Origin of the sequence: Pseudomonas sp. BF-B-26 (assembly GCF_019956495.1) — a bacterium.
Taxonomy (GTDB): Bacteria; Pseudomonadota; Gammaproteobacteria; order Pseudomonadales; family Pseudomonadaceae; genus Aquipseudomonas.
In genome coordinates, this window is the sequence record NZ_JAHBDP010000071.1 from 22607 (window position 1) to 46380 (window position 23774).

Annotated in this window: 20 protein-coding genes; 7 read left to right on the plus strand and 13 right to left on the minus strand. The window is 60.1% G+C overall.

What is annotated here, in order from left to right:
• Positions 1-41 precede the first annotated feature (41 nt).
• The 10 genes from KGB03_RS14100 to tssB all read right to left on the minus strand — a co-directional run bounded on the left by KGB03_RS14100 (position 42) and on the right by tssB (position 10186).
• Positions 42-659, minus strand: coding sequence for a hypothetical protein (locus KGB03_RS14100; protein WP_111452258.1), 618 nt, complete (start codon positions 657-659; stop codon positions 42-44).
• A 49-nt stretch (positions 660-708) separates the two neighbouring features.
• Positions 709-1239, minus strand: coding sequence for a hypothetical protein (locus KGB03_RS14105; RefSeq protein ID WP_111452259.1), 531 nt, complete (start codon positions 1237-1239; stop codon positions 709-711).
• A 69-nt stretch (positions 1240-1308) separates the two neighbouring features.
• A complete protein-coding gene (locus tag KGB03_RS14110) occupies positions 1309-1740 on the minus strand; it encodes a hypothetical protein (protein WP_218537867.1) in 432 nt (143 codons plus the stop codon).
• Positions 1741-1781: 41 nt separating this feature from the next.
• Entirely contained in the window at positions 1782-4325 is a 2544-nt protein-coding gene (gene tssH, locus KGB03_RS14115) for a type VI secretion system ATPase TssH (RefSeq protein ID WP_111452261.1), read from the minus strand.
• Positions 4326-4327: 2 nt separating this feature from the next.
• Complete coding sequence (gene tssG, locus KGB03_RS14120; RefSeq protein ID WP_223527323.1) at positions 4328-5353, minus strand: type VI secretion system baseplate subunit TssG; 1026 nt, start codon at positions 5351-5353, stop codon at positions 4328-4330.
• Positions 5317-7110 carry a type VI secretion system baseplate subunit TssF gene (gene tssF, locus KGB03_RS14125; RefSeq protein ID WP_223527324.1) on the minus strand — a complete coding sequence of 598 codons (1794 nt, stop codon included), beginning with the start codon at positions 7108-7110 and terminating at the stop codon, positions 5317-5319. The genes tssG and tssF overlap by 37 nt, the downstream gene beginning before the upstream one ends.
• Positions 7094-7537 (minus strand): type VI secretion system baseplate subunit TssE, encoded by a 444-nt coding sequence (gene tssE / locus KGB03_RS14130; protein ID WP_192409507.1) that lies wholly within the window; start codon positions 7535-7537, stop codon positions 7094-7096. Before tssE ends, tssF begins: the two co-directional genes overlap by 17 nt.
• A 15-nt stretch (positions 7538-7552) precedes the next feature.
• On the minus strand, positions 7553-8050 hold the full coding sequence (locus KGB03_RS14135) for an Hcp family type VI secretion system effector (RefSeq protein WP_111452265.1): 498 nt from the start codon (positions 8048-8050) through the stop codon (positions 7553-7555).
• 77 nt (positions 8051-8127) lie between these two features.
• The gene (gene tssC, locus KGB03_RS14140) at positions 8128-9609 is read right to left on the minus strand and encodes a type VI secretion system contractile sheath large subunit (protein WP_218537870.1); all 1482 of its coding nucleotides are present in this window, start codon (positions 9607-9609) and stop codon (positions 8128-8130) included.
• Between the two features lie 28 nt (positions 9610-9637).
• Positions 9638-10186: a type VI secretion system contractile sheath small subunit gene (gene tssB / locus KGB03_RS14145; RefSeq protein WP_008149836.1), complete on the minus strand. Its 549-nt coding sequence runs from the start codon at positions 10184-10186 to the stop codon at positions 9638-9640.
• Positions 10187-10411: 225 nt separating this feature from the next.
• Here tssB and KGB03_RS14150 point away from each other — a divergent pair, with 225 nt between their 5' ends.
• The 5 genes from KGB03_RS14150 to tssA are packed head-to-tail and all read left to right on the plus strand — an operon-like array spanning position 10412 to position 17935.
• Entirely contained in the window at positions 10412-10861 is a 450-nt protein-coding gene (locus KGB03_RS14150; protein WP_111452267.1) for a type VI secretion protein, read from the plus strand.
• Positions 10862-10917: 56 nt separating this feature from the next.
• On the plus strand, positions 10918-12249 hold the full coding sequence (gene tssK, locus KGB03_RS14155) for a type VI secretion system baseplate subunit TssK (RefSeq protein ID WP_223527325.1): 1332 nt from the start codon (positions 10918-10920) through the stop codon (positions 12247-12249).
• An 18-nt stretch (positions 12250-12267) separates the two neighbouring features.
• Positions 12268-13035, plus strand: coding sequence for a DotU family type IV/VI secretion system protein (locus tag KGB03_RS14160; RefSeq protein WP_218537873.1), 768 nt, complete (start codon positions 12268-12270; stop codon positions 13033-13035).
• Positions 13032-16850: a type VI secretion system protein gene (locus KGB03_RS14165; RefSeq protein WP_223527326.1), complete on the plus strand. Its 3819-nt coding sequence runs from the start codon at positions 13032-13034 to the stop codon at positions 16848-16850. The genes KGB03_RS14160 and KGB03_RS14165 overlap by 4 nt, the downstream gene beginning before the upstream one ends.
• Positions 16847-17935, plus strand: a complete 1089-nt coding sequence (gene tssA / locus KGB03_RS14170) for a type VI secretion system protein TssA (protein WP_218537875.1) — start codon at positions 16847-16849, stop codon at positions 17933-17935. Before KGB03_RS14165 ends, tssA begins: the two co-directional genes overlap by 4 nt.
• Here tssA and KGB03_RS14175 read toward each other — a convergent pair whose 3' ends face one another.
• The 3 genes from KGB03_RS14175 to KGB03_RS14185 all read right to left on the minus strand — a co-directional run bounded on the left by KGB03_RS14175 (position 17936) and on the right by KGB03_RS14185 (position 20126).
• A complete protein-coding gene (locus KGB03_RS14175) occupies positions 17936-18904 on the minus strand; it encodes a 2-hydroxyacid dehydrogenase (protein WP_111452272.1) in 969 nt (322 codons plus the stop codon). It lies immediately after the preceding gene.
• Between the two features lie 189 nt (positions 18905-19093).
• Positions 19094-19711 (minus strand): TetR/AcrR family transcriptional regulator, encoded by a 618-nt coding sequence (locus KGB03_RS14180; protein WP_218537876.1) that lies wholly within the window; start codon positions 19709-19711, stop codon positions 19094-19096.
• 31 nt (positions 19712-19742) lie between these two features.
• On the minus strand, positions 19743-20126 hold the full coding sequence (locus KGB03_RS14185; RefSeq protein ID WP_111452275.1) for a tautomerase family protein: 384 nt from the start codon (positions 20124-20126) through the stop codon (positions 19743-19745).
• A 270-nt stretch (positions 20127-20396) separates the two neighbouring features.
• On the opposite strand from KGB03_RS14185, the gene KGB03_RS14190 reads away from it, so the two are divergent.
• Together KGB03_RS14190 and KGB03_RS14195 are read left to right on the plus strand one after the other, a co-directional pair.
• Positions 20397-21677 carry a serine/threonine transporter gene (locus KGB03_RS14190; RefSeq protein WP_223527327.1) on the plus strand — a complete coding sequence of 427 codons (1281 nt, stop codon included), beginning with the start codon at positions 20397-20399 and terminating at the stop codon, positions 21675-21677.
• Between the two features lie 337 nt (positions 21678-22014).
• Positions 22015-23676: a SulP family inorganic anion transporter gene (locus KGB03_RS14195; protein ID WP_223527328.1), complete on the plus strand. Its 1662-nt coding sequence runs from the start codon at positions 22015-22017 to the stop codon at positions 23674-23676.
• Positions 23677-23774: the final 98 nt, after the last annotated feature.

Below are 23774 nucleotides of genomic sequence, written 5' to 3' on the forward strand. Positions count from 1 at the left end.
GTCCCCTTTTTCTCTTCTTTTTCTCTTCCTCGGTTTCTTTTTTAACCTTTGATGGCAATGAAATAGCCGCTGAGATCGGTCTGCTCGTGAACTCGATTTTGTAAGTCAGCAGCACTGGTTGTGTACAGAGTAGTTTCTTGATTGAACGTGGCGGTATTTTCGTATTCGTCAACAAATTCGGCCCAGTGGAAATTCCCATTTCCCAAGTCCAGGTTGGCTCTGACAATGGTGTCGACACTGATCCATTTCCAGTTTCCATGAGGGTTGGCAAGCCGTATGTAACCGCCCTCGCAGCGGTCCGCCACGCTCCAGTGAGCACTGGCGGCAGCTACATGTTCTGACTGAACTCTTCCATCTAATCCATAAAACGAGTACGCGATCAGAATAGCGTCGTTAGCGTGAGCGTTGAGACCATTTATAAAGGATATACGGTCGTGGAAACTGACAGCCTCGGCGTTGTAGTCGAGTGATAAGATAACTTTCATTATTTCGTAATATCGAAACAATCCTCCCGCGCTGTTTGAAAAGACTTTTGCTTTTTTTTCTATGGCGGTAATGAGGTTATTATCGATGCCATATATCGATTCCAAAGCCATCCAGATGGAGAAGGCACCACAGTTGTAGGCGTTTTGGGTGCGTAGTTGCAATACTGGGCGCATAAGGGAACTCCTTGAAAATTAAATCCGTCTCTTTTTCAGGCGACAAATGTCATTTTTTCTTGATCCATGATTTGCCGCTCTGTTTTTGGAGTGGGGTCCAAATTCCCGGATTGGCATTGGGGTTCAGTGTTCTTTTAAGGTCGCCAGGTGGCCCGATGAAACCCAACGCGCCATAAAATGTCTTGCCACCTTCCACTTTTGGTTTGCTCATGTCGGTTAAGGTCAAGCATCCATTTTTTCCTCTGCGCTCGGAAAACTGAACGGCACGTTCTATCAGTTCTGTCCCCGTTCCTGGCAGGGTTGGACTGGCGCAAAGATCTTCCACCTTAACGTCGGTGTCCTGGACCTTTAGTGTCATCAGTCCTGCAACACTTCCGCCTGCTTTGGTCAGCGCAATAAATTTGAATACCCCGTCGCCGTCGGTCAAATATGATTCTGCAATGTTGAGCGCGTCGTTTGCCTGGATGGCTCGCTGGTCAATCACCGTTTTGCTTTTGATTAAAGCATTTACCTGGAGGATGAAAGCTTTCGCGGCCTCGACGTAATGTTCCTGTTTTACTTGGTAAATGTCGTAAGTCATAACCAAGGCTCCATGTCTTTCATTAAAAAGGGGGGCTCGGTACAAATAAACCTGTCCCCTTTGCCGCACTTACCAATAGGCGGTAAAGGCCGGAATCGCCGGAAATCCGGCGGGTGCGTCCGCAACATTGCTGCCCGCGACCATCTTTGCTGTTCCGGCAGTGGTGCCTGGGTAGTAGAAGGTATAGGGCACTGTCACTGTGGCTACACCCAGTTTTTTCTTGTGATCCAGGCTGTACGAACCTTCATCGGCCTGAATGTTGATAATGACTTTGCACGTCGCGCTATTGGCGATCAGGAAGTCGTGACAGGTCTGACAGGGAAATGCGTTTTGCGCCAGGTAGATGATGTTGGCGCCGCCTCTTGCATTGAAGGCCAGCATTTCAGCGTGTTCGCAGGGGTTTCTTTTATTCCCTGTTTCATAGGTTTTTTTGTCCTGTTTCCAGGTGGGTGGCGTTTTTTTTACCGCCGTTAACGTATGAAGTACGACTTGAACTGTCATGTCTGCTCTCTCGAAATTCAGCGTTTGAACAGAGGGGGACGTTATTCCAACACCCACTCCGCCAACTTCCCCGTCACCTGGGTCATCAACACATTCTCGACATCCCGTGCACCCGCGGCACTGCACTTGGCCAACACCGCCTGCACAATCCCGGCATCAAACTCGAACTGTTTGCCCGTCGCCGCTTTATACCGGCCACGCAATTTCTCCAGCTTCGCCAACACAATTCCTTCCAGCGTCGCCTCATCCAGCGGTCGATACGCCACCACCGTCATGCGAGCGAGAAACGCCGGTCGAAACGCTTGCAGCAGCACTTTATGCAGCGCTTCGTTAAACGCATCGGTACCCAGTTGCGCCACCGGCGTATCAAGCAACAACTCAGCCCCAACGTTACTGGTGGCGAGCATCACGGTGTTTTTGAAATCCACCACTAACCCGGTTCCGTCTTCCATGACGCCTTTGTCGAAGACGTTATAGAAGGCTTCGAGTACATCCGGGTGGGCCTTTTCGATTTCGTCGAGCAGCACCACCGAATAGGGTTTGCGCCGCACCGCTTCGGTCAGAACGCCACCGCTGCCATAACCGACGTAGCCGGGTGGGGCGCCTTTGAGTTGGCTGACGGTGTGGGCTTCCTGGTACTCGGAAAGGTTGATGCTGATCAGGTTGCGTTCGCCGCCATATAACGCATCGGCCAAGGCGTAAGCGGTTTCGGTTTTGCCGACGCCCGTGGGACCGACCAGCAGGAACACGCCGACCGGTTTCTGCGGGTCGGTGAGGCCGGCGCGGTAGGCTTGCAAGCGCTGGGCGATGGTGCCCAGCGCGATGCTTTGGCCCATCACCCGTTGGCCCATACGCTGACCGAGGGTGCGCACGGCGTGAGCTTCGTCGGCGAGCATTTTGCCCACCGGGATGCCGGTCCAGCCGGCGATCACGGCGGCAACGGTTTTGGTGTCGACCTGTTCCGGCACCAGTGGGTCGTCCTGGCGAATCGCGTCGAGTCCGGCTTCCAGCCGCACCAGTTCAGCGGCCAGGTGATCGATGCGGCTGTCGGTGCCTTCGTCCGGTTTGTCGCTGTCGGCGCGTTCGCTCAAGGCGAGCAACTCGCGGCGGGTTTCCAGCAGTTCGCGCACGGCGACCCGTTCTTCATTCCAGCGCACTTCCAGTTCGCGAATGGCCTGCACATTGGCGACGGATTCGGTTTCCAGCAGGGTGATGCGTTCACGGTGATCGAGCCCGGTGGCCTGTTCGCGACGCAGGCGTTCGACTTCATCCTTGAGGCTGTTCTGGCGATGACGCAGGCTTTCCAACGGCGGCGGCACGTCGTGCTGGCCGAGGGCAACCCGGGCGCACGCGGTGTCGAGCACGCTGATGGCCTTGTCTGGCAATTGGCGTCCGGAAATGTAGCGATGGGACAGTTTCACCGCTTCATGAATCGCGGCGTCCAGCACTTGCACACCGTGATGCTGCTCCAGTTTGGCGGCAACGCCACGGAGCATTTCCACGGCGGTGATTTCATCCGGTTCCTCGACTTGCACCAGCTGAAAACGCCGGGCGAGGGCCGGGTCTTTCTCGAAGTATTTTTTGTACTCCAGCCACGTGGTGGCGGCCAGGGTGCGCAACTCGCCGCGGGCCAGAGCCGGTTTCAGCAGGTTGGCCGCGTCGCTGCCACCTTCTGCGCCACCGGCACCGATCAGGGTGTGGGCTTCGTCGATAAACAAAATGATCGGTTTTTCCGCGCTGCGCACGGCGTCGATCACGCCTTTGAGTCGCTGTTCGAACTCGCCCTTGACCCCGGCACCGGCCTGCAACAGCCCGAGGTCGAGTACCCGCAGGCTGACTTCCTGCAACGACGGCGGCACGTCTGCGGCGGCGATGCGCAGGGCCAGGCCTTCGACCACGGCGGTTTTACCGACACCCGGAGCACCCACCAGGATCGGGTTGTTCTGCCGACGCCGCAGCAAGATGTCGATGCATTGACGGATCTCGCCATCCCGCCCGACGATAGGGTCGATACGCCCGGCGTGGGCATCGGCAGTCAGGTCCTGAGTGTACTGATCGAGTACTGAATCCTGTTTTGGCGCTGAATGGCCAGCCACGACAGGACGCGGGCCGCCGACGTGCTCGCGAGAGCTTTCGGTCCATTCCAGCAGGTTGCTGCGCAACGCCTCCCGCGGGATCTTCAACAGCGATGAAGCACTGTTGAGCAGCAGGCTGCGGCGCTCATCGCGGTCGATCAAAGCGAGTAGCAACAAGCCCGAGCGAATGCTGTCCAACCCCAGTACGCTGGCCTGGACGACTGCGTCTTCCAGCAGCCCGGTGGTGTGCGTCGACAGCGCCGGAGTGCGGGTGCTGCCGGATTTGAACAACTCCAGGGCCTTGTTGATTTCTGCGGTCAGGGCGTCGCGCTCCAGGCCGAAGCGTGGCAGCAGATAGGCAAAGTCACCGCCCTCGATGTCCAGCAACTCCAGCAACAAATGCTCGATTTCGACATAGTGATGACCCCGTTGCAGACAGCGTTGCGCTGCCCGTTCCAGGGCGCGGCGATTGTCCGGGTTGAGGCGTCCGATCAGACTGGCCAGTTCCATGTTCAGGTAATCTCCAGCTGACGAAGACGGGTTTCGATGCGTTGCACGGCAAGGCTGGTCTGACGTTGCAAACCGCCGTTCCAGCTGAGCAGCGGCGGCGCCTCGCGACCGAGTTTCATCGGGCCTGCGCCGCGCACCAGCAACACCAGAGTGCAATCCAGATCCGGGCCGAAATACAGCGCGCTAAGGCTGGCCAGCGCCGGGTGCGATTCGCCATCCGGTAAAAATCGCGCAGCCTGGGCCGAGGTCAACGGGCCAAGGGTCAGGCGATAGCCGGCATGCTCATCCCAGACCCGAGTGCCGGCCACGGCTGTGCGGCCCAGTTGCAGGTTGCGCCCGCCCGGGATCATGCGGCTGCGGCTGGCGGGCGGGATCTCGCGCCAGGCGCCTTCGTAGGCGCTGAGTTCCACCGGCAGTTCGAAGTGTTCGCGCACGATGGCAGCGAAACCCGCGAGGGAGCGGCGCCCGTCGGCGAACAGCGCGCTACACGCCAGCACGGCAGAGTCGGGCACGGCTTGGCGTTCTTGCAAGGATTTGGGCAACAACCCGGTCAGCGCCCTCAACTGAGCCTGAACCGCCGAGGCGCCGGGGACGGTGAACCCCACGGCAATCCGGTGTTTGCGCATCACCTTGTACAACAGGCTCAGCAAGCGATGCTGGAACAGGTCGAGGAACTCGGCCGGTGCATGATCCTTGGCTCGAGCCCGTTGTTGCAGCCATTCCTGATAGGCGTAGGGCAGGGGACCGTCAGGGCCACCGAGGCCGAACACCGGTGTGCTGAGGATCGGAGGCTCGCCGGGTTGCTGGGTCAGGCTTTCGATTTCGCTGGCGGCAAACAACGGCGTCAACGGCCCGCGCAGGCGAATGGCTTCCGCCTGGGGTGAGGTGCCGCTACCGAGGGATTCGGCTTGCGGATGTTCACGCTCCAGCAACAAGAGCGCCTGCAACAGTTCAAACGCTTGCGGATCGCGTCGTAGTTTTTCACTCAGGTTTAGAGGGAGAGCGGCATGCCGGCTTGGGGTTGCCATGTTTTCACCTCCTTGTCTGACTGAACCAGGACCGTGCGCACGAACCGATTGGCCGTGGCATACAGTGAAAAGAATTGCGCCAGCACGCCCGAAAACAACACCGCGCTGCTGCCGACAAAATGCTGCGAATCAAGTTGCAAACGCACTTCCAACCCATTGCGCCAACCGCGCCAGGCGTCTTCACCGACATGGCCGATCACTCGCTCGCAGCCAAGGCTCAGCAAACCCTCGATCTGCCGCAAGGCGCTGGCCTCGTCACGCAGGTTGTGCAGCTGGAGAATTTCCTTGAGCGCATCCAGCGCCTGCGGTCCTTCGACCAGCGACAAATGATTGAGGGTCAGTTGCGACACCAGCCGCCAGCGCGATTCACCTTCCAGTCGCGGCAAACTTTGCGGACTCGGCGGGTTGCGCAGGCGTGCCCAGGCCACCGGCCCCGGTCGCTCAAAACCCAACGGCGTACCTGCCGCGAGGCTCTGGGCCAAGTGTCGATTGGTGCACAGCAACTCGGCGGTGAGGCTGTATTCGACGGCCTCGGAAAGCGGGTCGAGCCGGGTGTCCACCAGACTCATCAACACGTCGGTGCCCAGCCGATTCGGGGTCATGCCGCTGACCCGTCGTGCATGCCAGTAGCACTGTTTATCGCCGCCAACATGCTGGCTGCCGTAATAGGCCGGCACCCTTTGCACGCCTTGGCGGGTGGTGGCGCGCACCGCGCGGATGCTATGGATCTCGACGCTGTTCTCCCGGTGACTGTCGGCCACCAGGCGGTACTCGCTGCGGGTGCCATCTGGACGCAGGGGTTCGGAGGTGCGCGGGAACAGGTTGATCACCGGCGCGCAACCGAGGGCGATGTCGCTGGCCTGAAGGTGCATGCGATGGGGCAGCGGGCGGTCGAAGACGATGTACAGAAACAGCGTCTGGGTGTCGCTGCTGGCGCCGGCCAGTGGCAGGTCAAAGAAGTTGAATTTGTCCGGGAAGGCAAAGTACTCGGCGAGCAGGCGCATGCCGGGATGCACACCGTCCTCGTCCGGCAGGAGGACTTCGCCGCTGGCAAATCCGACGATCTCAGGCAGCCCTGTCAACACCGACGGCACGCTTCCCGCCGGCCCGGCCAACACCTTCACGGCGTGGGCGCCGAGCAGGTCATACAGGCAGGCATTAATCACCGGGGACGCGGCCAGGTGGATGCGCAGATGCTGGATGCTCAGCTCCGACCATTGGCTTTCACCCAGGCAACGCAGACTCAGGCGCAACGCCGAACGGGCCTGAGGCACACCGGTCAGGGCTTGAGCTTCGTCGCTGCCAAGCAGCAACGCTTCGTTGATTTCCACTGGCCACAATCGAACGGCTGCACTGGTGCGAAAGTGGATGCTTTCGCCCTTGCTGGTGGTGACAAATAACGGTGTGTCCCGTGGCAATGGATAGCCGCCAGCCAGATTGCCTTTGCTCGGGTCCGGTTCGAACTGCACGATCGCGCAGGACGGCAGCGGGCGCATGGCCAAGGGGTAAAGTTGTTCCAGCAAGGCGTCGCTGAATTCGGCGTAGTCGTCATCGAGCCGCCGTTGCAGGCGCGCCGCCAGCAGCGCAAAACCTTCCAGCAGCCGTTCGACATGCGGGTCGGGGCATTCGCCGGGTGACAGTTCCAGGCGCCGGGCGACCTTGGGATAACGCTCGGCGAAAATGCTGCCGGCGTGGCGCAGCCAGGTCAGTTCGCGTTGGTAGTAGTCGAGCAGTTGCGGGTCAATCGAGTCGCTCATGACGCACCTCAAGGCCATCGCTGGCCCTCTCGATGACAAATGCCACGGGCCAGTGCTGCTGGCCACTGCGCAACTCACCGACCAGGCGAATGCACAGTTGCTGCGGATGACCGGGCACCGGATCGACCTGAACCTCGCCCAGGCGCAGGCGCGGTTCGAAATGGTTGATGGCCTCGCGCACTTCCCGCGCCAACTGACGGCGGTCATCGCTGCGCTGCTGTTGCAATGCAGTCCAGTCAGCGATGCCGTAGTCGAGAATGCTCGGAGGGGAGGTCAGCGGGCGTCGGCCGCGCCGGGTGTTGAACAAGCGCAGCAACTCCGTGCGGACCGAGTCGAGCAACCCCTGGCGGTCGAACACCTGCACAGTGTCGACCTCGCTTGAGGCGAGTCGCTCGAACAACGGAGGGAGCATGCCGGTGCCTGCCATGGCCGACGCGTCCGCTTACTTGACGAGCTTGTTGGCAGCCATGTCCCAGGTCGAGGCGGCCGTACCTTCCTTGGTACCGTCGTCTTTCTGGGCAGTGAGTTCCCATTTGATCTTGGTGAAGTTCAGGGAAAGGGTTTCCACCGGTTTACCACCCGTACCGCCGCTGACACTGACGTTCGACAGCACGACATTAGTCAGGGTGTAAATGATGAACGGCATCAGCTTCCCACTGCCTTCGGCGGCGTTGCGGCCGATGGTGATCTTGGCTTCAGGGATCGGTTTGCCGGCGCAGCAATACTCGTTGAGGGATGGGGTGGAGCTGTCGACGAATTTGGTCAGGGTGAACTCGCCGATGTGTGGCTTGCCGGAGGTCCGTTCCGAGTTGCTGACGTCGTTGGTTACCTGCATGGCCACGTTGTGGCTGTAGGACATGACTTCGATTTTGTCCGCGTAGCCCTCGAGCAGACTGTCGCCTTTGATGTCGCCGCCGAGGTCGAGAATGATTGCATCCATCGCATGAAACTCCTGAAGGTTATCGCGCTAGATAAACGGAGAACTCCCGCCGGGTTGGCCGGCGGGAGAGAGGCAGGTCAGGCGGCTACCGGTGGCGGCAGGGTGGCGACCAGGCGGATCGACGCAGTCAGCTCTTCGAGCTGGAAGTGCGGCCGCAGGAACACCGTGGCCCTGTAGGCGCCAGGTTTTCCGGCAACCTCGGTCACATCTACCCGGGCTTCACGCAACGGGTACTGCGCCTTGATCTCTTGCGGCGCGTTGTCGTTGATCAGCACGTAGTCGGCGATCCAGTTGTTGAGGTAGGTCTGCACGTTGTCGCGGGTCATGAAGCTGCCGACCTTGTCGCGCATGATCACCTTCAAGTAGTGCGCGAAACGCGAGGCGGCGAGCACGTACGGCAACATCGCCGAAATCCGTGCGTTGGCGTTGGCCTCGTTGGTGTTGTAAAGCTTGGACTTGTTGGTGGTCTGGCCACCGAAGAACACCGCCACGTCGCTGTTTTTCTTGTGGCACAGGGCGATGAAGCCGAGGTCGTTGAGCTCTTTTTCCCGGCGGTCGGTGATCGCCACTTCGGTCGGGCATTTGAGTGACAAGTCACCTGAACTGGTGCGGAAGGTATGGGCCGGCAGGCCTTCGACCGCGCCACCGCCTTCGGCACCGCGAATTGCCGCGCACCAGCCGTACTTGGCGAAGGCCTCGGTGATGCGTTGCGACAAGGCCCAGGCGGCGTTACCCCACAGGTACTTGCCGTGGTCGCTGCCGTTGACGTCTTCGACGTAATTGATGCCTTCCACCGGCGAGGTTTCCGGGCCGTAAGGCAGGCGCAGCAGGAAATGCGGCAGCACCAGCGAGACGTAGCGCGAATCTTCGCTTTCGCGGAAGGAGCGCCATTTGATCAGCTCCTGACTCTCGAAGACTTTCGACAGATCGCGTGGCACAGCCAGCTCGGTGAAGCTGTTCATGTCGAACAACCTGGGGCTGGCGGCAGCAATGAACGGCGCATGGGCGGCAGCGGCGACGTTCGACAGTTTTTCCAGCAGGCCGATGTCCTGCGGGTGCCGGCCAAAGGTGTAATCACCCACCAGCAAGCTGAACGGGTGGCCACCGAAGGTGCCATATTCTTCTTCGTAGATTTTTTTGAACAGCGCGCTCTGATCGAACTCGACGGCTTTTTCCAGATCGTTTTGCAGCTCTTTCTGAGTCACGTTGAGCAGGCGCAGCTTCAGCCGGGAACTGGTTTCGGTGTTCTGCACCAGCAGGTGCAGGCCACGCCAGGAGGCCTCGAGTTTTTGCAGGTCTGGATGGTGCAACACCTCGTTGAGCTGGGCGCTGATCAGCTCGTCGATCTGGCTGATACGGTCGTTGATCATCGCCACGGTGTCCTTGTCGATGGCCATGCCTTCGTCGAGAACCTGGGTGGCGAATTCCGCGAGCATGTCGCGGGCGTAATCCTGTTGGCTGTCGTCATGGGCCATGCGGCCTTCGGCGATGATGCGGTCTAGCAGGGACAGACTTTCTGTGGTGCTTTCACTGGTTTTGGCGGCGGCTGAAGCGGGCATGGCGACATCTCCCTAAGTGAATGAGTGATCAGGCTTGCGGTTCTGCCGGGGCTTCGGTGTCGCCTGCGGGAGCAGCGGCAGCGGTTTCCGGACGCGCAGACTTGATCTCTTGCAGGCCCTCGGTATTGGCGATGACATCGCGCAACAGCTTGTCCAGGTCATCGTTGCCATCGAGCTTGGTCAGCAGGTCACGCAGACGCTGGCGGGCTTCGAACAGGCGCCGCAGCGGGGTCACTTGCTCGACCACCTTGACCGGGTCGAAGTCGTCGATGTGTTTGAAGTTGAGCTCGATGTTGAGCTTGCTGTCGTCGCCGCTGAGGGTGTTGGTGACCTGCAAGGTGGCGCGGGGTGCGATCGAGGCGAGCACTTCGTTGAAGTTGTCGCGGTCGATTTCGGTGAAGCGCCGTTCATTCAGTTTCGCGAGTGGTTCGAGGGGCTTGCCGGAAAGGTCGGCGAGAATGCCGACGACCAATGGCAGTTCTTTTTTCTCGATGGCGTTGCCGATTTCGACGTCGTAAGTGATTTGCACCCTGGGCGGGCGGACCCTGTCGAGCTTGTGCTGAGTACTTTCTGCCATGTTGGCTGACTCCGATGCATGAGCGGGCGCAATGCATCGGGAGGCCCGTTCATCGCTTTCCCTTGCTGGACCGTAGGTTAGAAAGGGTGGCAGATGGACCTGTCGTTCCTTTGACAAACCTTCCTCGTTCGCTGTGTGGGCCGAACTATCCAAGAAGCTAGAACAGGTCTATAAAAAAGCAAGCGAAAAGATTTTTGGACTGTCTCGAGAAAAGGAAAACTCATTTTGCCTGCACGTTTTTTTGCTTTGGTCTTGTTCCTGACCCTCACCAGCTGTTCGTTATTCGGACCTCGTGTGGAGCTCGACAACCTGACCCTCGACGTTGCTCCGAAGGCCAACGACGACACCCCGATTGCCGTGGATTTTATTGCAGTGAACGACAAGGATTTGCTCAAACAATTGTCGGGCATCACCGCGCGGCAGTGGTTCACCGAGCGTGAGCAGTATCAACGCGATTACCGGCAGCTGATGACGGTCTGGGGGCTTGAGCTGGTCCCCGGTCAATTCATCGATAAACAACCCTTCCCGCTGGGGGGCAAGCGGGCGGCTGGACTTTTGGTCTTCGCCAGCTATAACACTCCCGGAGCACACCGGTTGCGGCTGGATGACCAGAGCAATGTCTGGCTCAAGTTCGACAGTCGCGAGATGACGTTGGTTGGCGACAGCCCGAACTGAATGCATCGCAAAAACGCCCATGTGCGCGGCGACACTTCGACGTCGAAAGGAATCGTATGAGCCTGTTACCTGACGCAGTTTGCTGGCACGAGGGCATGCAGTTATTGCCCCAGCATTTTCAGTTACAAGGGCTACGGGCGGAGGCGCTGGTGGCGCATTTTGCCCAGGCGTGTAATCCATGGTTCTGGGGCGTGAGTCGGGTCGAAATCGACCCCGGCGCACTCAGTGCCGGGCTGGTGCGGTTGCTCCATCTGCAAGGGACAATGCCCGACGGTTTGCCGGTCAATCTGCAAGCCGGTGTGGGACCGACACTGGAGCTCGACGTTAGCGAAACCATCAACGCCACCGACGACGCCACGGTGACGGTTTTTCTGGCGGTCAGTCCGTTGTGGCGTGCCGGGCAGTTGCTGCCGCTCAAGGGCCGACTGCAATCAGTGGTCGGCGATGCGTTGCCGGATTTAACCAGCGGCGAGTCCCCCGAATCGATCACCGTGTGGCGTCCGAATCCGCGGTTGTGCACGCAGTTGAACAAGGCCGACTCCATCTGCCTGCCGCTGCTGAAAATCCGCAAGGAGGGTGGCGGTTTTATCCCGTTGCCTTACACACCACCCACCCCCAGCCTGTTGCCGGAGTCCGTCATCGGCCGTCGGGTGGCCGGTTTGTGTGCCCGGGCGCGGGAGAAATGCATGTTCCTCGCCGGGCGTTTGCGTCAGGCGCAGCAGGCCGGCAATCAGGACGACGCGATGGAAATTCGTCGCCAGTTGACCGCACTCTGGGCCCGGCTGCCGGAAGTCGAAGGCGCGTTGAGCAGCCGTCAAGCCAACCCGCAAACCCTGTATGGCCTGTTGCTCGGACTGGCTGGCGCCTGGTCTGCATTGGACCCGTTGGCCGGAGTGCCGCCGTTTGCACCGCTGGATTTTCTGGAGCTGCAACGCGGCTATGAAGCGGTCCTCGACTGGCTGGAGAAAACCCTCGAATTGATTCGCGCCGGCTATCGCAGCCTGCCGTTTTCGCGCAGTGAACAGAGCTTCTCGATTCAACTGCCCGACGATCAGCCAAGCCAGCGCCTGGTCATCGGTTTGCGCATGCCCAACGGTGTGGGCGAGCAAGCCGCCAGCGAATGGTTGAGCGGCGCGATCATCGCGTCGCAGCCGCACATCCCGTTGCTCAGCCGCCAGCGCATGAGCGGCTTGTCCCATCAGGCCATGAGCCGTAACGAGCAAGTGGCCTACAGCGTCGGCGACGATACGCGGTTGTTTGTGGTGACGGCCGAAGGCCAATGGTTCGACGGGCAGTTGCCGTTGCTGATTGTCGCGCCGGCCTCAAAACCGGCGAGCAGCCCATGGCAAGTGGTGTTGTTTGTGACCCAGGCGAGCGAAAGTGCTTGATCAAGGAAGGGGCGTCATATGTCTGAGGGGAATGCCGGGACGGGTACACGGGGCCTCCACGAAGCACCGCTGAGCAGTGCCTTTCGCGAGGCCTGGCTGCAATGGTCCGAGGAATGGAACCAGTTACCCAAGGACAATGACGACGAGGCGCTGGTGGAGGCCGTGGTCGAACTGTCTACGCAAATTTCCCAGCGGCTGTGGCGAACGGCATTCGCTCGGGTCGGCGACGCCGCGACCGAACAGGTCAAGGCGCTGGTCTATGCCTTTGTCGCGCTGATCGATGAAACCCTGTTGTTTACCCCGTGGCCGGGCCAGTCCGCCTGGCAGGAAAAACCCCTGGAGTCGAGGATGTACGCCAGCCGGCAGGCCGGTGAGAGGCTGCCGTTGGCCATCAAGACGTTGCTGGACGAGCAGATTCCCACCACCCGCGACCTCGCCAATGTCTATTTGCAGTGCCTGGTATTAGGGTTTGAGGGGCGGCTGCGGGGCGAGCAGAGTCAGGCTCAACATGAAAAATTACGCCTGGCGTTGTTCACCTTTGCCTGGCAGCACGAAGCGGATTATGTCGATGTCAGCGCCAGGCTCGCGCAACCTTCGGCCGTGCCGCCGGTGCAGTTGCCCGTGCGTCAGTCGTTGCCCGATGGCTTTCGCCTGGGCCTGGGGATACTCGCCATGATCCTGTTGCTGACCGGACTCGGCCAGTTGTTCTGGCGGGATATTCGCCAGGAGCTCGAACCGGTTTTGCAGATGACCGATTCGGTTGCCACCTCGGAGCAAGACTCATGAGCACCCTGGAGATTATCGGCTTGGTCATCGCCGTGCTATTGGTGCTGAGCATTATCGGGGTGGCGGTCTGGTGGTTGCGCACCCAGAGCGGAGCGGCGATCCGCAGTTTTTATGCCTCGGTGCGGCACATGGAGCAGGAGCAGGGCGCTCAGGACCGCTACCAGATTCCATGGTTGCTGATGCTCGGCAACGAAACCCAGGGCACGCAGTTATGCAGTCAGTGGCACCTGCAACCGACGGACAAACCGGCCTGGTTCGGGCGCTGGTGGTCGGACTCCGAAGGCGCGGTATTGGTGGTGCCACAGGCGCTGTTTCTGCCGGATGAAGGCATGAACCTGCAAAGGGGCGGCTGGTGGCGCTTGCTGGGGTTGATCTTGCGCTTGCGTAGCAGACGGCCACTGGACGGGGTGATCTGGACCGTGCCGGTCAGTCGCCTGGGCAATACCGAACAGGCCGCGACCCTGGGCCTGGCGGCTCGCCGACGGTTCATCGATCTATTGCAACGGTTCGGCCTGAGCCTGCCGGTGTACGTGGTCATTACCGGCATGGAAGAGCTGCCGGGTTTTCAAGAGTTGATCACAGCACTGCCGGTCGAAACCCGCGAGCAGGTGTTGGGCTGGTCCTCACCCCATGGCCCCGATGCGACCTGGCAAGCGCAATGGAGTGATCAGGCGCTGGATCAGGTTAACCGCGCCTTATCGGAGTCAATCATCGAAATCGGTGCCTTGTCCGGCCATTTGAGTGGCGAGCTATTTGGTTTGCCAGAACGTCTTGAAGCCTTGAGGCGCAACCTGCAAACCCTGCTGGAACCGGTTTTTCAGGGCAATGCCCAAGGTGAGGCGCCGCGTTTTCGAGGGGTTTATTTCACCGCCAACCAGCCTGCGCAGGACGCTCTCAACGGATTTTCGGCCTACGACACCGGATTGCAGCAAAGTACGTTTGCCCGGCAATTGTGGCAACGGCGTGTGGTCGCCGAACGGGGGGTGGCCCAGGTCGTGCCCCGACTGTTGCGCCTGCGTCAGCGTTGGCAGCGATTGACCGGTGTGGTGGCGCTGGTGGTCGGTGTGGTCTGGGCCGTGAGCATGCTGTGGGTCTGGCAGGACTCGGTCAAGGAGGCTCATGAACTGTCGCGCCTGCTGCAAGGCGCGCAGAAGAATTACGTGGCGGTTACGGATGAGTCTCATCGACTGGAGTCGACCCGGCGCAACGTCCAGGGTTTCTGGCGAGTTCTGGAGAAGGCCCCGCAGTGGAGTTTTACTCGCGTGGTGTTTCCCACCTCCTGGTTCTCATCCCTGGACATGCAACTGGAGAATCAACTGCGCTTGACCGCCCAGAGCCATTTGTTGCAGCCATTGCACAGCCTGCTGAGCGCGGAACTGGTGCAACTCAAGGCCATCCGCAATACGGAGCGACGTGGCAACGTCGAAAGCGAAGACCCGGCCCAATGGCAGAACTATGCCAAGGCCAAAGATCTGGTGGCGCGCGCGGTACGTCTTGAGCAACAGAATCAATGGTTCAATCAGGCGCTGAACAACCCCAAGGCGCCGCTTGAAGACCTGGCATTGTTGAGCAACAACGCGTTGTCCCTGAACCTCAATGTCGGCACATTGCGCCATGCCGGTTTTTACAACCGGGTGTTGCTCGATACCGATGGCGGCGACTTCAAACCGCTGGACCTGGTCATGGAGCGCTCGACGATAGAGGAAAACTTTTCCGGGCTCATGGAACGCTGGCTGGACCAGTACTTTCTCGCGGACAACTTCGTGCGCCAGGCCGGTTATCTCAAGTTGCACCTGGAGCGGCTCGAGGTCGGCAGTGGCAACTCCCTGACTGAGCTTGAGGACCTGCGGGCGCTGATCGACGACCTGCAAGCGCTGATCGGCCTGACCAACTCGGCATGGAGCCGCGGCAAAGGCCAGGATCTGGTACCTGGCTATCGCGAGATGATGGACAAGGTGCGCCAGAGCATCTTGCTCGGTCCGCAGGTCGAACAGCAACTGGATCAGCAAGCGTCGAAGTTGCAGCAGAGTTTTCGCGATCAGTGGATCGCTCAGGCAGGGACCAGAGGCAACTTGCTGGTGCAACAAGGTAGCGGGCAACTGACGTTACAAGAGCATGTCAGCCAGTTGAACAACGCGGTGCAGGCCCTGTTCAAACGCGACTTCGTGGCCATTGCCTTGCGTGCGGATCAGTCGGATGCCAGCGACATGCAGGGCCAGAATGTCGATGGCGATGACCTCAACGGCGCGCTGAACTATTTCGCCAGTTACAAGAGTTACGCCGCCGAAGAACTGCCGCGTATCCCGCCGGATTATCGCGGTGCCTTGTTGCAAGCCGCCGAAGGCGCGGCGGCCAAGGCCATGTGGTTGAGCCTCAAGGAGCACAATGACCAGTCTCCTGCCGACGGGGTGTTCAATGTACAGGCGCCTCAGGCGGTGGCCTTGCAGAAAGCCTTTGTCGAGTTGCGCCGCAGCGACCTGGCGACGCGTTTGCAAAGCGCCTTGAACCGACGCGCACTGAACCAGGTGGTCGACGGCCTGGGTGAAATCGTCGCCCAGCCGCTCTTCAGCGAGCGCACTGAAATCAGCCAGTGGGACGGCTCTAAAAACCTCGGTCTGCAACTGTATGGCGCCAGCGACGTGCAGGATTTGAAGCTGAGTCTCAAACAGCAATTCAATACCATGCTGGGCATCACCGAACGACGCACCTCGGCGCTGGAGTGGTTGAAAACCCAGCAGCAGAATCTCTCGGCGCTGGATTACGAGCGGGTGACACAATTCAGCGCGCTCAACGATGAACTGCTCAAGTACAAGGACCAGAACCCCGCCAGTTCGCCGGCCCAGATCGAGCAGTTGGTGAGCCGCGACTTCATCGAAATGGATGCCACGTCCTGCGTCCAGGTGCTGCAAACCGTCAGCCTGTCCGGCGGGCGCGGGACGTTGGCCATGCGCGCCCTGGAACTGCAGCAAAGCGCCATGCAACGTTGTCAGTACCTGCAACAGCGGCAGGCATCGGCGGCGTGGAACGATGTGGCCAACTATTTCAACCAGTACCTGGCCGAGCGCTTTCCGTTTGCCAATGGTATTCAGGCTTCCGACGCGGACCCTGCGCGGGTTCAGCATTTCCTCGAACTGATCGACAAGCGTTTGCCCGTGGCCCAGGCCGGATTGCAGCTCAGTCAGACGCCGGAGCGCCTGGCCGCCGAGGATTTTCTCAACCGTTTGAAGCAGGCCAGTACCTGGCTGAGCCCGCTATTTGTGCGGGACAAGAGCGGCATCCTCGGCGTTGAAATGGACGTGCGCTGGCGCACCGATCGAGAGGAGGAGCGCGGTGCCGATCAAGTGATTGCCTGGGGGCTGGATGCCGGCAATCAACAGATCAGCTACCCCGGCGAGGCCCAGCCGAACCTGCGCTGGATGGTCGGCCAACCCGTCCGGCTGACCTTGCGCTGGGCCAGAAACGGCTACCAGCGCCCGGCCAACGATCCGTTGCAGCCAAGCCTGGTCGTGCGCGATCTTGAAGCCGGTTGGGAGTACGGCGGTCCGTGGTCATTGCTGCGATTGATCCGTTCGCACCAGTCGGTGCAGCGCCAGCCGAATATGGATTACACCGATTTTCCGCTGACGTTGCGCTTGCCGGTAACGGCGCAGACCGCCACTGCTGAGCAGACCCTGATGTTTGTTCGCCTGTCGCTGATGACCCAGGGCTCGAAGCTGCCGCTATCCATTCAGCCGCTGCCCACCCGAGCGCCGCGTTCGCCGTTCATGGTGACAGGGGCGACCGCGAATCTGGTGAACAATGAGGAGGGACTGTGAGCCTGCCTTCAAAACCGTTACCGGAACTGATTGTCCGGTTGCTAGAGCCGATCAGCGAGGAGGCACCTTGCGGTCAGGATTTGCGCTATGAACGTGAATTCGACCAGGCGCGTGAACTGCGCCGCGAGGACGACACGAGCCTGCCGACGGGCGTCTGGCAGTCGTCGATCAAACGGGCGCAATGGCCGGAACTGGAAAAACTGACCACGACCTTGCTGCTGGAACGCAGCAAGGACCTGATGCTCAGCGCCTGGCTCGGCGAGGCCTGGTTGCATCAGGACGGGCTGGAAGGGTTACCGGGCAGTCTCGCGCTGGTTGCCGGGTTATGCGAACGCTATCCCGAGCATCTTCATCCTCAGGCTGAGGACGGTGATCAGTCATGGCGGGTAATACCGCTTGAATGGCTGTCCCGGCGCTACAGTGAAGTGCTACTGACCCGAGTGCCGTTGCTCGATCCACGTAACAGCGAATTCGATGGCTTGTGTCTGGATGCCTGGCGGCGTTTGCAGGTGCAACAGGTGCTGGTCAATGACAGCAAGGCGGCGAAAGCCTCGGCGGAAACTGCGCGCAGCGAACAGAAAAAACTTACCGAACAGATTCGTGCAACGCCCCTGTCATTCTGGTTGCACAGCCAGGGCTGTCTGCTGATGAGCCTGCAACATCTGCAACGGCTGGAAGGCTGGAGCGATGCCTATCTCGGTACTCAGGCCCCGGGCTTCAAAGCCTTGCAGGACGTGATCGAGGCGCTATTGACGCTGGTCCAGGAGTTCATTGCCATGCACCCACGACAGTCAACCGAGGTACCTGTCGGGGCGCCACCCGTGGCGGCGTCCGGACCTGTCGATTTGCCGCAAGCGACATCGGCGCCTCAGGTGTTTCGCGAGCCGGCGAGTCGCGACGAGGCGTATCGACAATTGCTATTGATTGCCGAGTACCTGGCGCGCACCGAACCCCACAGCCCTGTCCCGTACTTGATCAAGCGCGGGGTGGAGTGGGGCAACAAACCTCTAAGCGAACTGTTGGGCGAACTGATCTCGGCCGATGCCGAATCCCGGCGCCTGTGGACGCTGTTGGGCGTCCTTTGATCAGCGAATTGGCATGGCCATGATCGGTGTGGGCAAGGCAATGGGCGTCAACACCTGCTGACCGGAAAAGAACGCCACCAGGTTTTTCCCGACCAGTTCAACAGTCCCTTGCGTTGCCTCCGGGGACAGCCCCGCGACATGGGGCGTCAGGATCACGTTGGTCAACGCCTTGAGTGCGTCCGGCACATGAGGTTCGGCATCGAACACATCCAGTGCGGCGCCGGCAATGCGTCGCTGCTCAAGCGAGCTGATCAGGTCGGCGGTGACGATCACGCTGGCTCGGGCGATGTTGACGATGAAGCCCTGGGGGCCCAAGGCGTCGAGTACCTGTCGGTTGATCAAGTGTTTGGTGCCCAGCCCGCCGGGGGTGGCGACAACCAAAAAGTCTGATTCCCGTGCCAGTTCGGTGGGCGTCGAGCGGAAGCTGTACGGCACATCGCTGCGATGCTGGCGGTTGTGGTAACTGATTGTCATGTCGAAGCCGTGGGCGGCGCGTTTGGCGATGGCCATGCCGACCGCACCGAGCCCCAGGACACCCAGGTGTTTGCCAGCGAGGGAAGGGCGCATGATTTTCGGCCACTCACCCCGGCGCACGGCGGCATCGCAACGGGGAATGTCACGCACCAACGACAGCAGCATCGCCATGGCATGGTCGGCGACGGAAGAGGCATTGACGCCGGCGCCATTGGTGACCGTAATGCCCCGGTTGGCGGCAGCTTGCAGGTCGACGTGTTCGTAGCCCGCGCCGATCACGCAGATGATCTTGAGATTGGGCAGGGCGGTGATTTCGTCGGCATACAGGCCCAATGGGCCGCGGGTCAGCACCGCATCGATCCGGGCGCCATGCCGTGTGATGGCGTCGGCGCGCTCGGCGGGTGTCGGAGCCAGAATCAGGTGAAACCCCTGATGTTCGAGAATCGGCAGGTACTCATTGATGGTTTCAACCAGTACCAGAACGGTTGCAGGCATGCTGGGCTCCTGTGGACATCGGAAAGTCGGGGCTCGAAAGAGGCTTGAAAACGTTGCTTCAAATGGCTGATTCCGCGACGGTTTGGCATCTACCAACGATAGCAGGCTTATGGCCTTCGACCTCAGTGTAGGAGCGTTTCCGCAGCGCTTACATCTCCACGGTGTTCAACACCTTTGCGAAGGCACCGTTCAGCGTTGCGGCGTCGCGGCTGTGTCAACGGCCGTGTCCGAGGTGAGAAATGTCCGGGCTGCGTCGAGAATTTCATCGGACAAGGCGTCACCCCGGGTGGCGCGGGCCAGGGTCAGGGCGCCGACCATCAGCGAATAGTCCACCAACGCTTTTTGCCGATTGGTGTCGGGCTGATCCGCGCCCATCAGCGGTGTCAGCATCTGCAACAATGCCTCCAGTCCTTGGGTGTAGGTCTGGTGCAATCCGCTTTCAGCGGTTTCATGGCACATGTCGCCGGCAAACGCGGTCACCGGGCAGCTTTCGCCCGGATTATCGCGATTGGCCGCGGACAGGTAGGGCGCGATGATGCTCTCGCGGGCCGAGAGGCTGTCGTCGTTGTCTTCTATTTTCTGCTTCCAGCGTTCCATCGATTGGGTGAACGCCCGGCTGCACGCTTCTTTTGCCAGCGCTTCCCTGGATTCGAAGTGGCCATAGAACCCGCCATGGGTGAGGCCGGCCGCGGCCATCACATCGACGACACTGATCCCGTGCAGGCCGCGTTCGCGAAACAGACGGGTGGCGGCCTCGACGATGATCTCGCGGTTGAGTTCGGCTTGTTTGCGGGAGACTCGGGGCATTGGCGGCTCACAGCTATATAAAAGGTAGAAATCAGCTGGCGTACTGGGCTATGCCATTGCCAAACGACCAGTTCTCTTTCTTTACCTCCACCAGATTGATGAATACATCTTCCAGGCGCACCGCCAGTTCCGCGTTAAGGCTCTCGGCGATGGTTTTGTAGAGGAGTTTCTTTTGCTCGATGGTGCGGCCTTCACTCAAGGTGATCTGAATCACCACCAGATTGTCGGTGCGATTGATGCCCAGGTAACCGGGATCAAAAATGAAATGCTGTTCGTCGTGCTCGGCAAGAATCTGGAAGTTATCGTTCTGCGGCACGCCAATGGCGCTGTGCATGGCGGCGTAGATCAATTGCCCGACACGTTTGGCGTAAGTCGGGTCTTGATGCTTCTTGATGTCGACGCGAACGAGTGGCATGAGAGGGCTCCGCAAGTAAGGGCTGACGGTCAGCAGTGAGCATCGAAATTACATGACGGCATTCTTTTATTGAATAGATTTTTTAAAACATCTATTTAATAAAGTGTGCCAATGGATCTGATCCGCACAACCACTCCTCAGCTAAGTCTTTGCTTCTGCTCATTAATCCCGGACAATCGCGCCCCTGTTTCGGCCAGGGCGCTGCCTGTCGGATTTTTCCGACTCGTCCTGACCGGGTAGCAACTGACCGGAATGCGGAGATCCCACCGGATGAATGATCAGGCCAATAGCGTCGACGAACGCTATGTATCGGCGACACCAGCGACGCTTGAGAGCTGGAATCGCCATGACACCACCTGGATGCTGGGCCTGTTTGGCACGGCCATCGGGGCTGGCACGCTGTTTTTGCCGATCAACGCGGGTCTGGGCGGCTTCTGGCCGTTGCTGGTCCTGGCGGTGTTGGCGTTCCCCATGACGTTTTACGCACACCGTGGCCTGACCCGTTTTGTGTTGTCCGGACGCGAAGGCGCGGACATCACTGAAGTCGTGGAAGAGCACTTCGGGATCAAGGCTGGCGCGCTGATCACCTTGCTGTACTTCTTCGCGATCTTCCCGATCCTGCTGATCTATAGCGTGGCCCTGACCAACACCGTGGGCAGTTTCCTCGAGCATCAACTGCACATCATGCCGCCACCGCGCGCCGTGCTGTCGCTGGTGCTGATCCTCGGCCTGTTGGCGGTGGTACGTTGCGGCGAGCAGGCGATCGTCAAGGCCATGAGCCTGATGGTTTATCCGTTCATTGTTGCGCTGCTGTTCCTCGCGGTGTTCCTGATTCCCCACTGGAACGGCGGCATCCTCGCCACCGCATCGACGCTGCCAGAACCGTCGGCACTGCTGCACACGCTGTGGCTGGCGATTCCGGTGATGGTGTTCTCGTTCAACCACTCGCCGATCATCTCGGCGTTCGCGGTGGACCAGAAACGTCGTTACGGCGATCACGCCGAAGAGCGCAGCTCGCAGATCCTGTCCCGGGCCCATCTCTTGATGGTGGTGATGGTGTTGTTCTTCGTGTTCAGTTGCGTGCTGACTCTGTCGCCCGCACAACTGGCGGAAGCCAAGGCGCAGAACCTGTCGATCCTGTCGTACCTGGCCAACCACTTCAGCAACCCGACCATCGCCTTCGCGGCGCCGTTGATTGCGTTCGTGGCCATTTCCAAGTCGTTCCTGGGCCACTACATCGGCGCCAGCGAAGGTCTTAAAGGTCTGATCGTGAAGAGTGGCAAGCGCCCGGCACCGAAGACCCTGGATCGCATGACTGCCGCCTTCATGCTGGTGGTCTGCTGGATCGTTGCTACGCTGAACCCGAGCATTCTGGGGATGATCGAAACCCTCGGTGGCCCGATCATCGCCGCGATCCTGTTCCTGATGCCGATGTACGCGATCCGCAAGGTTCCGGCCATGGCGCGTTATCGCGGTCAGGCTTCCAACGTCTTCGTGACGGCGGTGGGCCTGGTGGCAATTTCGGCGTTGATCTATTCGCTGACTGCTTGAATCACAGGTCAGCCAACCACTGGCTGACACGCAATAACCCTGTGGGAGCGGCGGTGCGACGATTCGACTTGCTCGCGAAGGCGGTGTGTCAGTCACCTAACTGCTGGCTGACACACCGCCTTCGCGAGCAAGCCCGCTCCCACCGGGGGTTAGTGCAAATCTTGCAGGCATGAAAAACGCCGCTCATCTCACGATGGACGGCGTTTTTTTTGCATTGGAGAACGCACGCCCCTGATCCAGCGCACACGTCCCATGGGATTAGCGGCTAAGCTTGCGGCTGCATCAGCGCGTCGTAGACCGGTTGCCGCAGGATTGCCCCTTTCTCTGGAGACGCTTTATGGCAGGTGCTCACGGCGCATCGGCGCAACCCCGTGCCGACAGGCCAAACCGCTGGCTGGACGTTGTGGCCGGGTTGTCGATTGCCGGGTTGTTGTTGCCCGAGGCGGTCGCCTATTCAAGCATTGCCGCGTTGCCGCCACAGGCGGGTGTCATTGCGTTATTTGCTGGTCTGCTGTGCTACGGGCTGTTCGGTACCAGTCGCTTTGCCATCGTTTCTGCTACGTCGTCTTCGGCAGCGGTACTCGCCGCCGCCACAGCCACGTTGGCCAATGGTGACTCGGGCCTGCGCATGACCCTGGCGATCGGTCTGGTGCTGGTGACGGGCGGATTTTTCCTGCTGGCCGGGTTGTTCAAACTCGGCAGCGTGACGTCGTTTATTGCCAAACCGGTGCTGCGAGGCTTTGCCTTCGGCCTGGCAGTGACGATCATCCTCAAGCAAGTAGCGAGCATCGTCGATGTGCACTTGAGCAATGGCAACCTGATCCGTTTCCTGCCGCAGCTGTTTGAGCAATTACCGCAGTGGAACCGGGTCGGCGCCCTCGTGGCGGCGGTGTCCTTGCTGGTGCTGTGGCTGTGCGCGCGGGTCAGGCGTTTGCCGGGAGGTTTGCTGGTGGTGGCGCTCGGCATCGCGGCGGGCCAATGGCTGGACTTGCCAGCCTACGGGGTGAAACTGATCGGCGTGATTGATCTGAGCCTGGAAGTCCCTCGTCTTCCCGTGCTGCCGTTTACCGACTGGCTGCGCCTGGGCGAATTGGCGTTCGCCATGTTGATGATTTTGTATGCCGAGTCTTACGGATCGATCACCTCGTTTGCGCTAAAGCACGGCGACCGTGTGTCCTCGAACCGCGATCTGCTGGCACTCGGCGCGGCCAATCTGCTGTCGGGCCTGTTTCATGGCATGCCGGCGGGCGCCGGTTACTCGGCGACCGCGGCCAATGAGGCGGCGGGTGCCGGCTCGCGTCTGGCGGGTGCGGTAGCGGCGGGGGTGGTGTTGCTCATCGTCTTGACGGTGTTGCCCTGGATCGCCCTGACCCCCGAGCCGGTGCTGGCGGCCATTGTCATTTACGCATTGGGGCGTGGCTTGAGCCTGCAGCCCTTGGGCCGTTATTTCATTTGGCGCCGTGACCGTCTGCTGGTGATCTGTGCCGTGGCGGCGGTGCTGGTGTTGGGGGTACTGGACGGTCTGTTGGTGGCGGTGGTGATCAGTGTGGTGCTGATGTTGAAACAAATGTCATCGGCGGATATTCAGGTGCTGGGGCGGATAGGCAGCGGTCATGATTTTGTCGATCTGCAGCGCCACCCTCAGGCCCGCGAGATCCCCGGTGTGCTGATCGTCAGACCGAGCGAAGCGTTATTTTTCGCGAACGTGGAGCGCATTCTCGGCGGTGCATTGCATCTGGCCCGCCACGCGTTAACGCCGGTTCATACGATTATTCTCAGTCTGGAAGAGACGCCTGACCTGGATGGCACCAGCATCGAGGCGCTGGAGGCGTTCTTTTTGCAGGTACGGGCTGAGGACAAACAGCTGATTTTGGCGCGGCTCAAGCATCAGGCTCAGGCCGTACTGTCGAAGTTGCCGGCGCAGGAGCGAGCACAGGTGATCTTCAGTGATTTGAGCGTCGACGTTGCAGTGCAACAAGCACTCAAGTCATCCGCATAACCTGTGGGAGCGGGCTTGCTCGCGAATACGGTGTGTCAGTCAACATGACCATCGAATGACACACTGTATTCGCGAGCAAGTCGAATCGTCGCACCGCC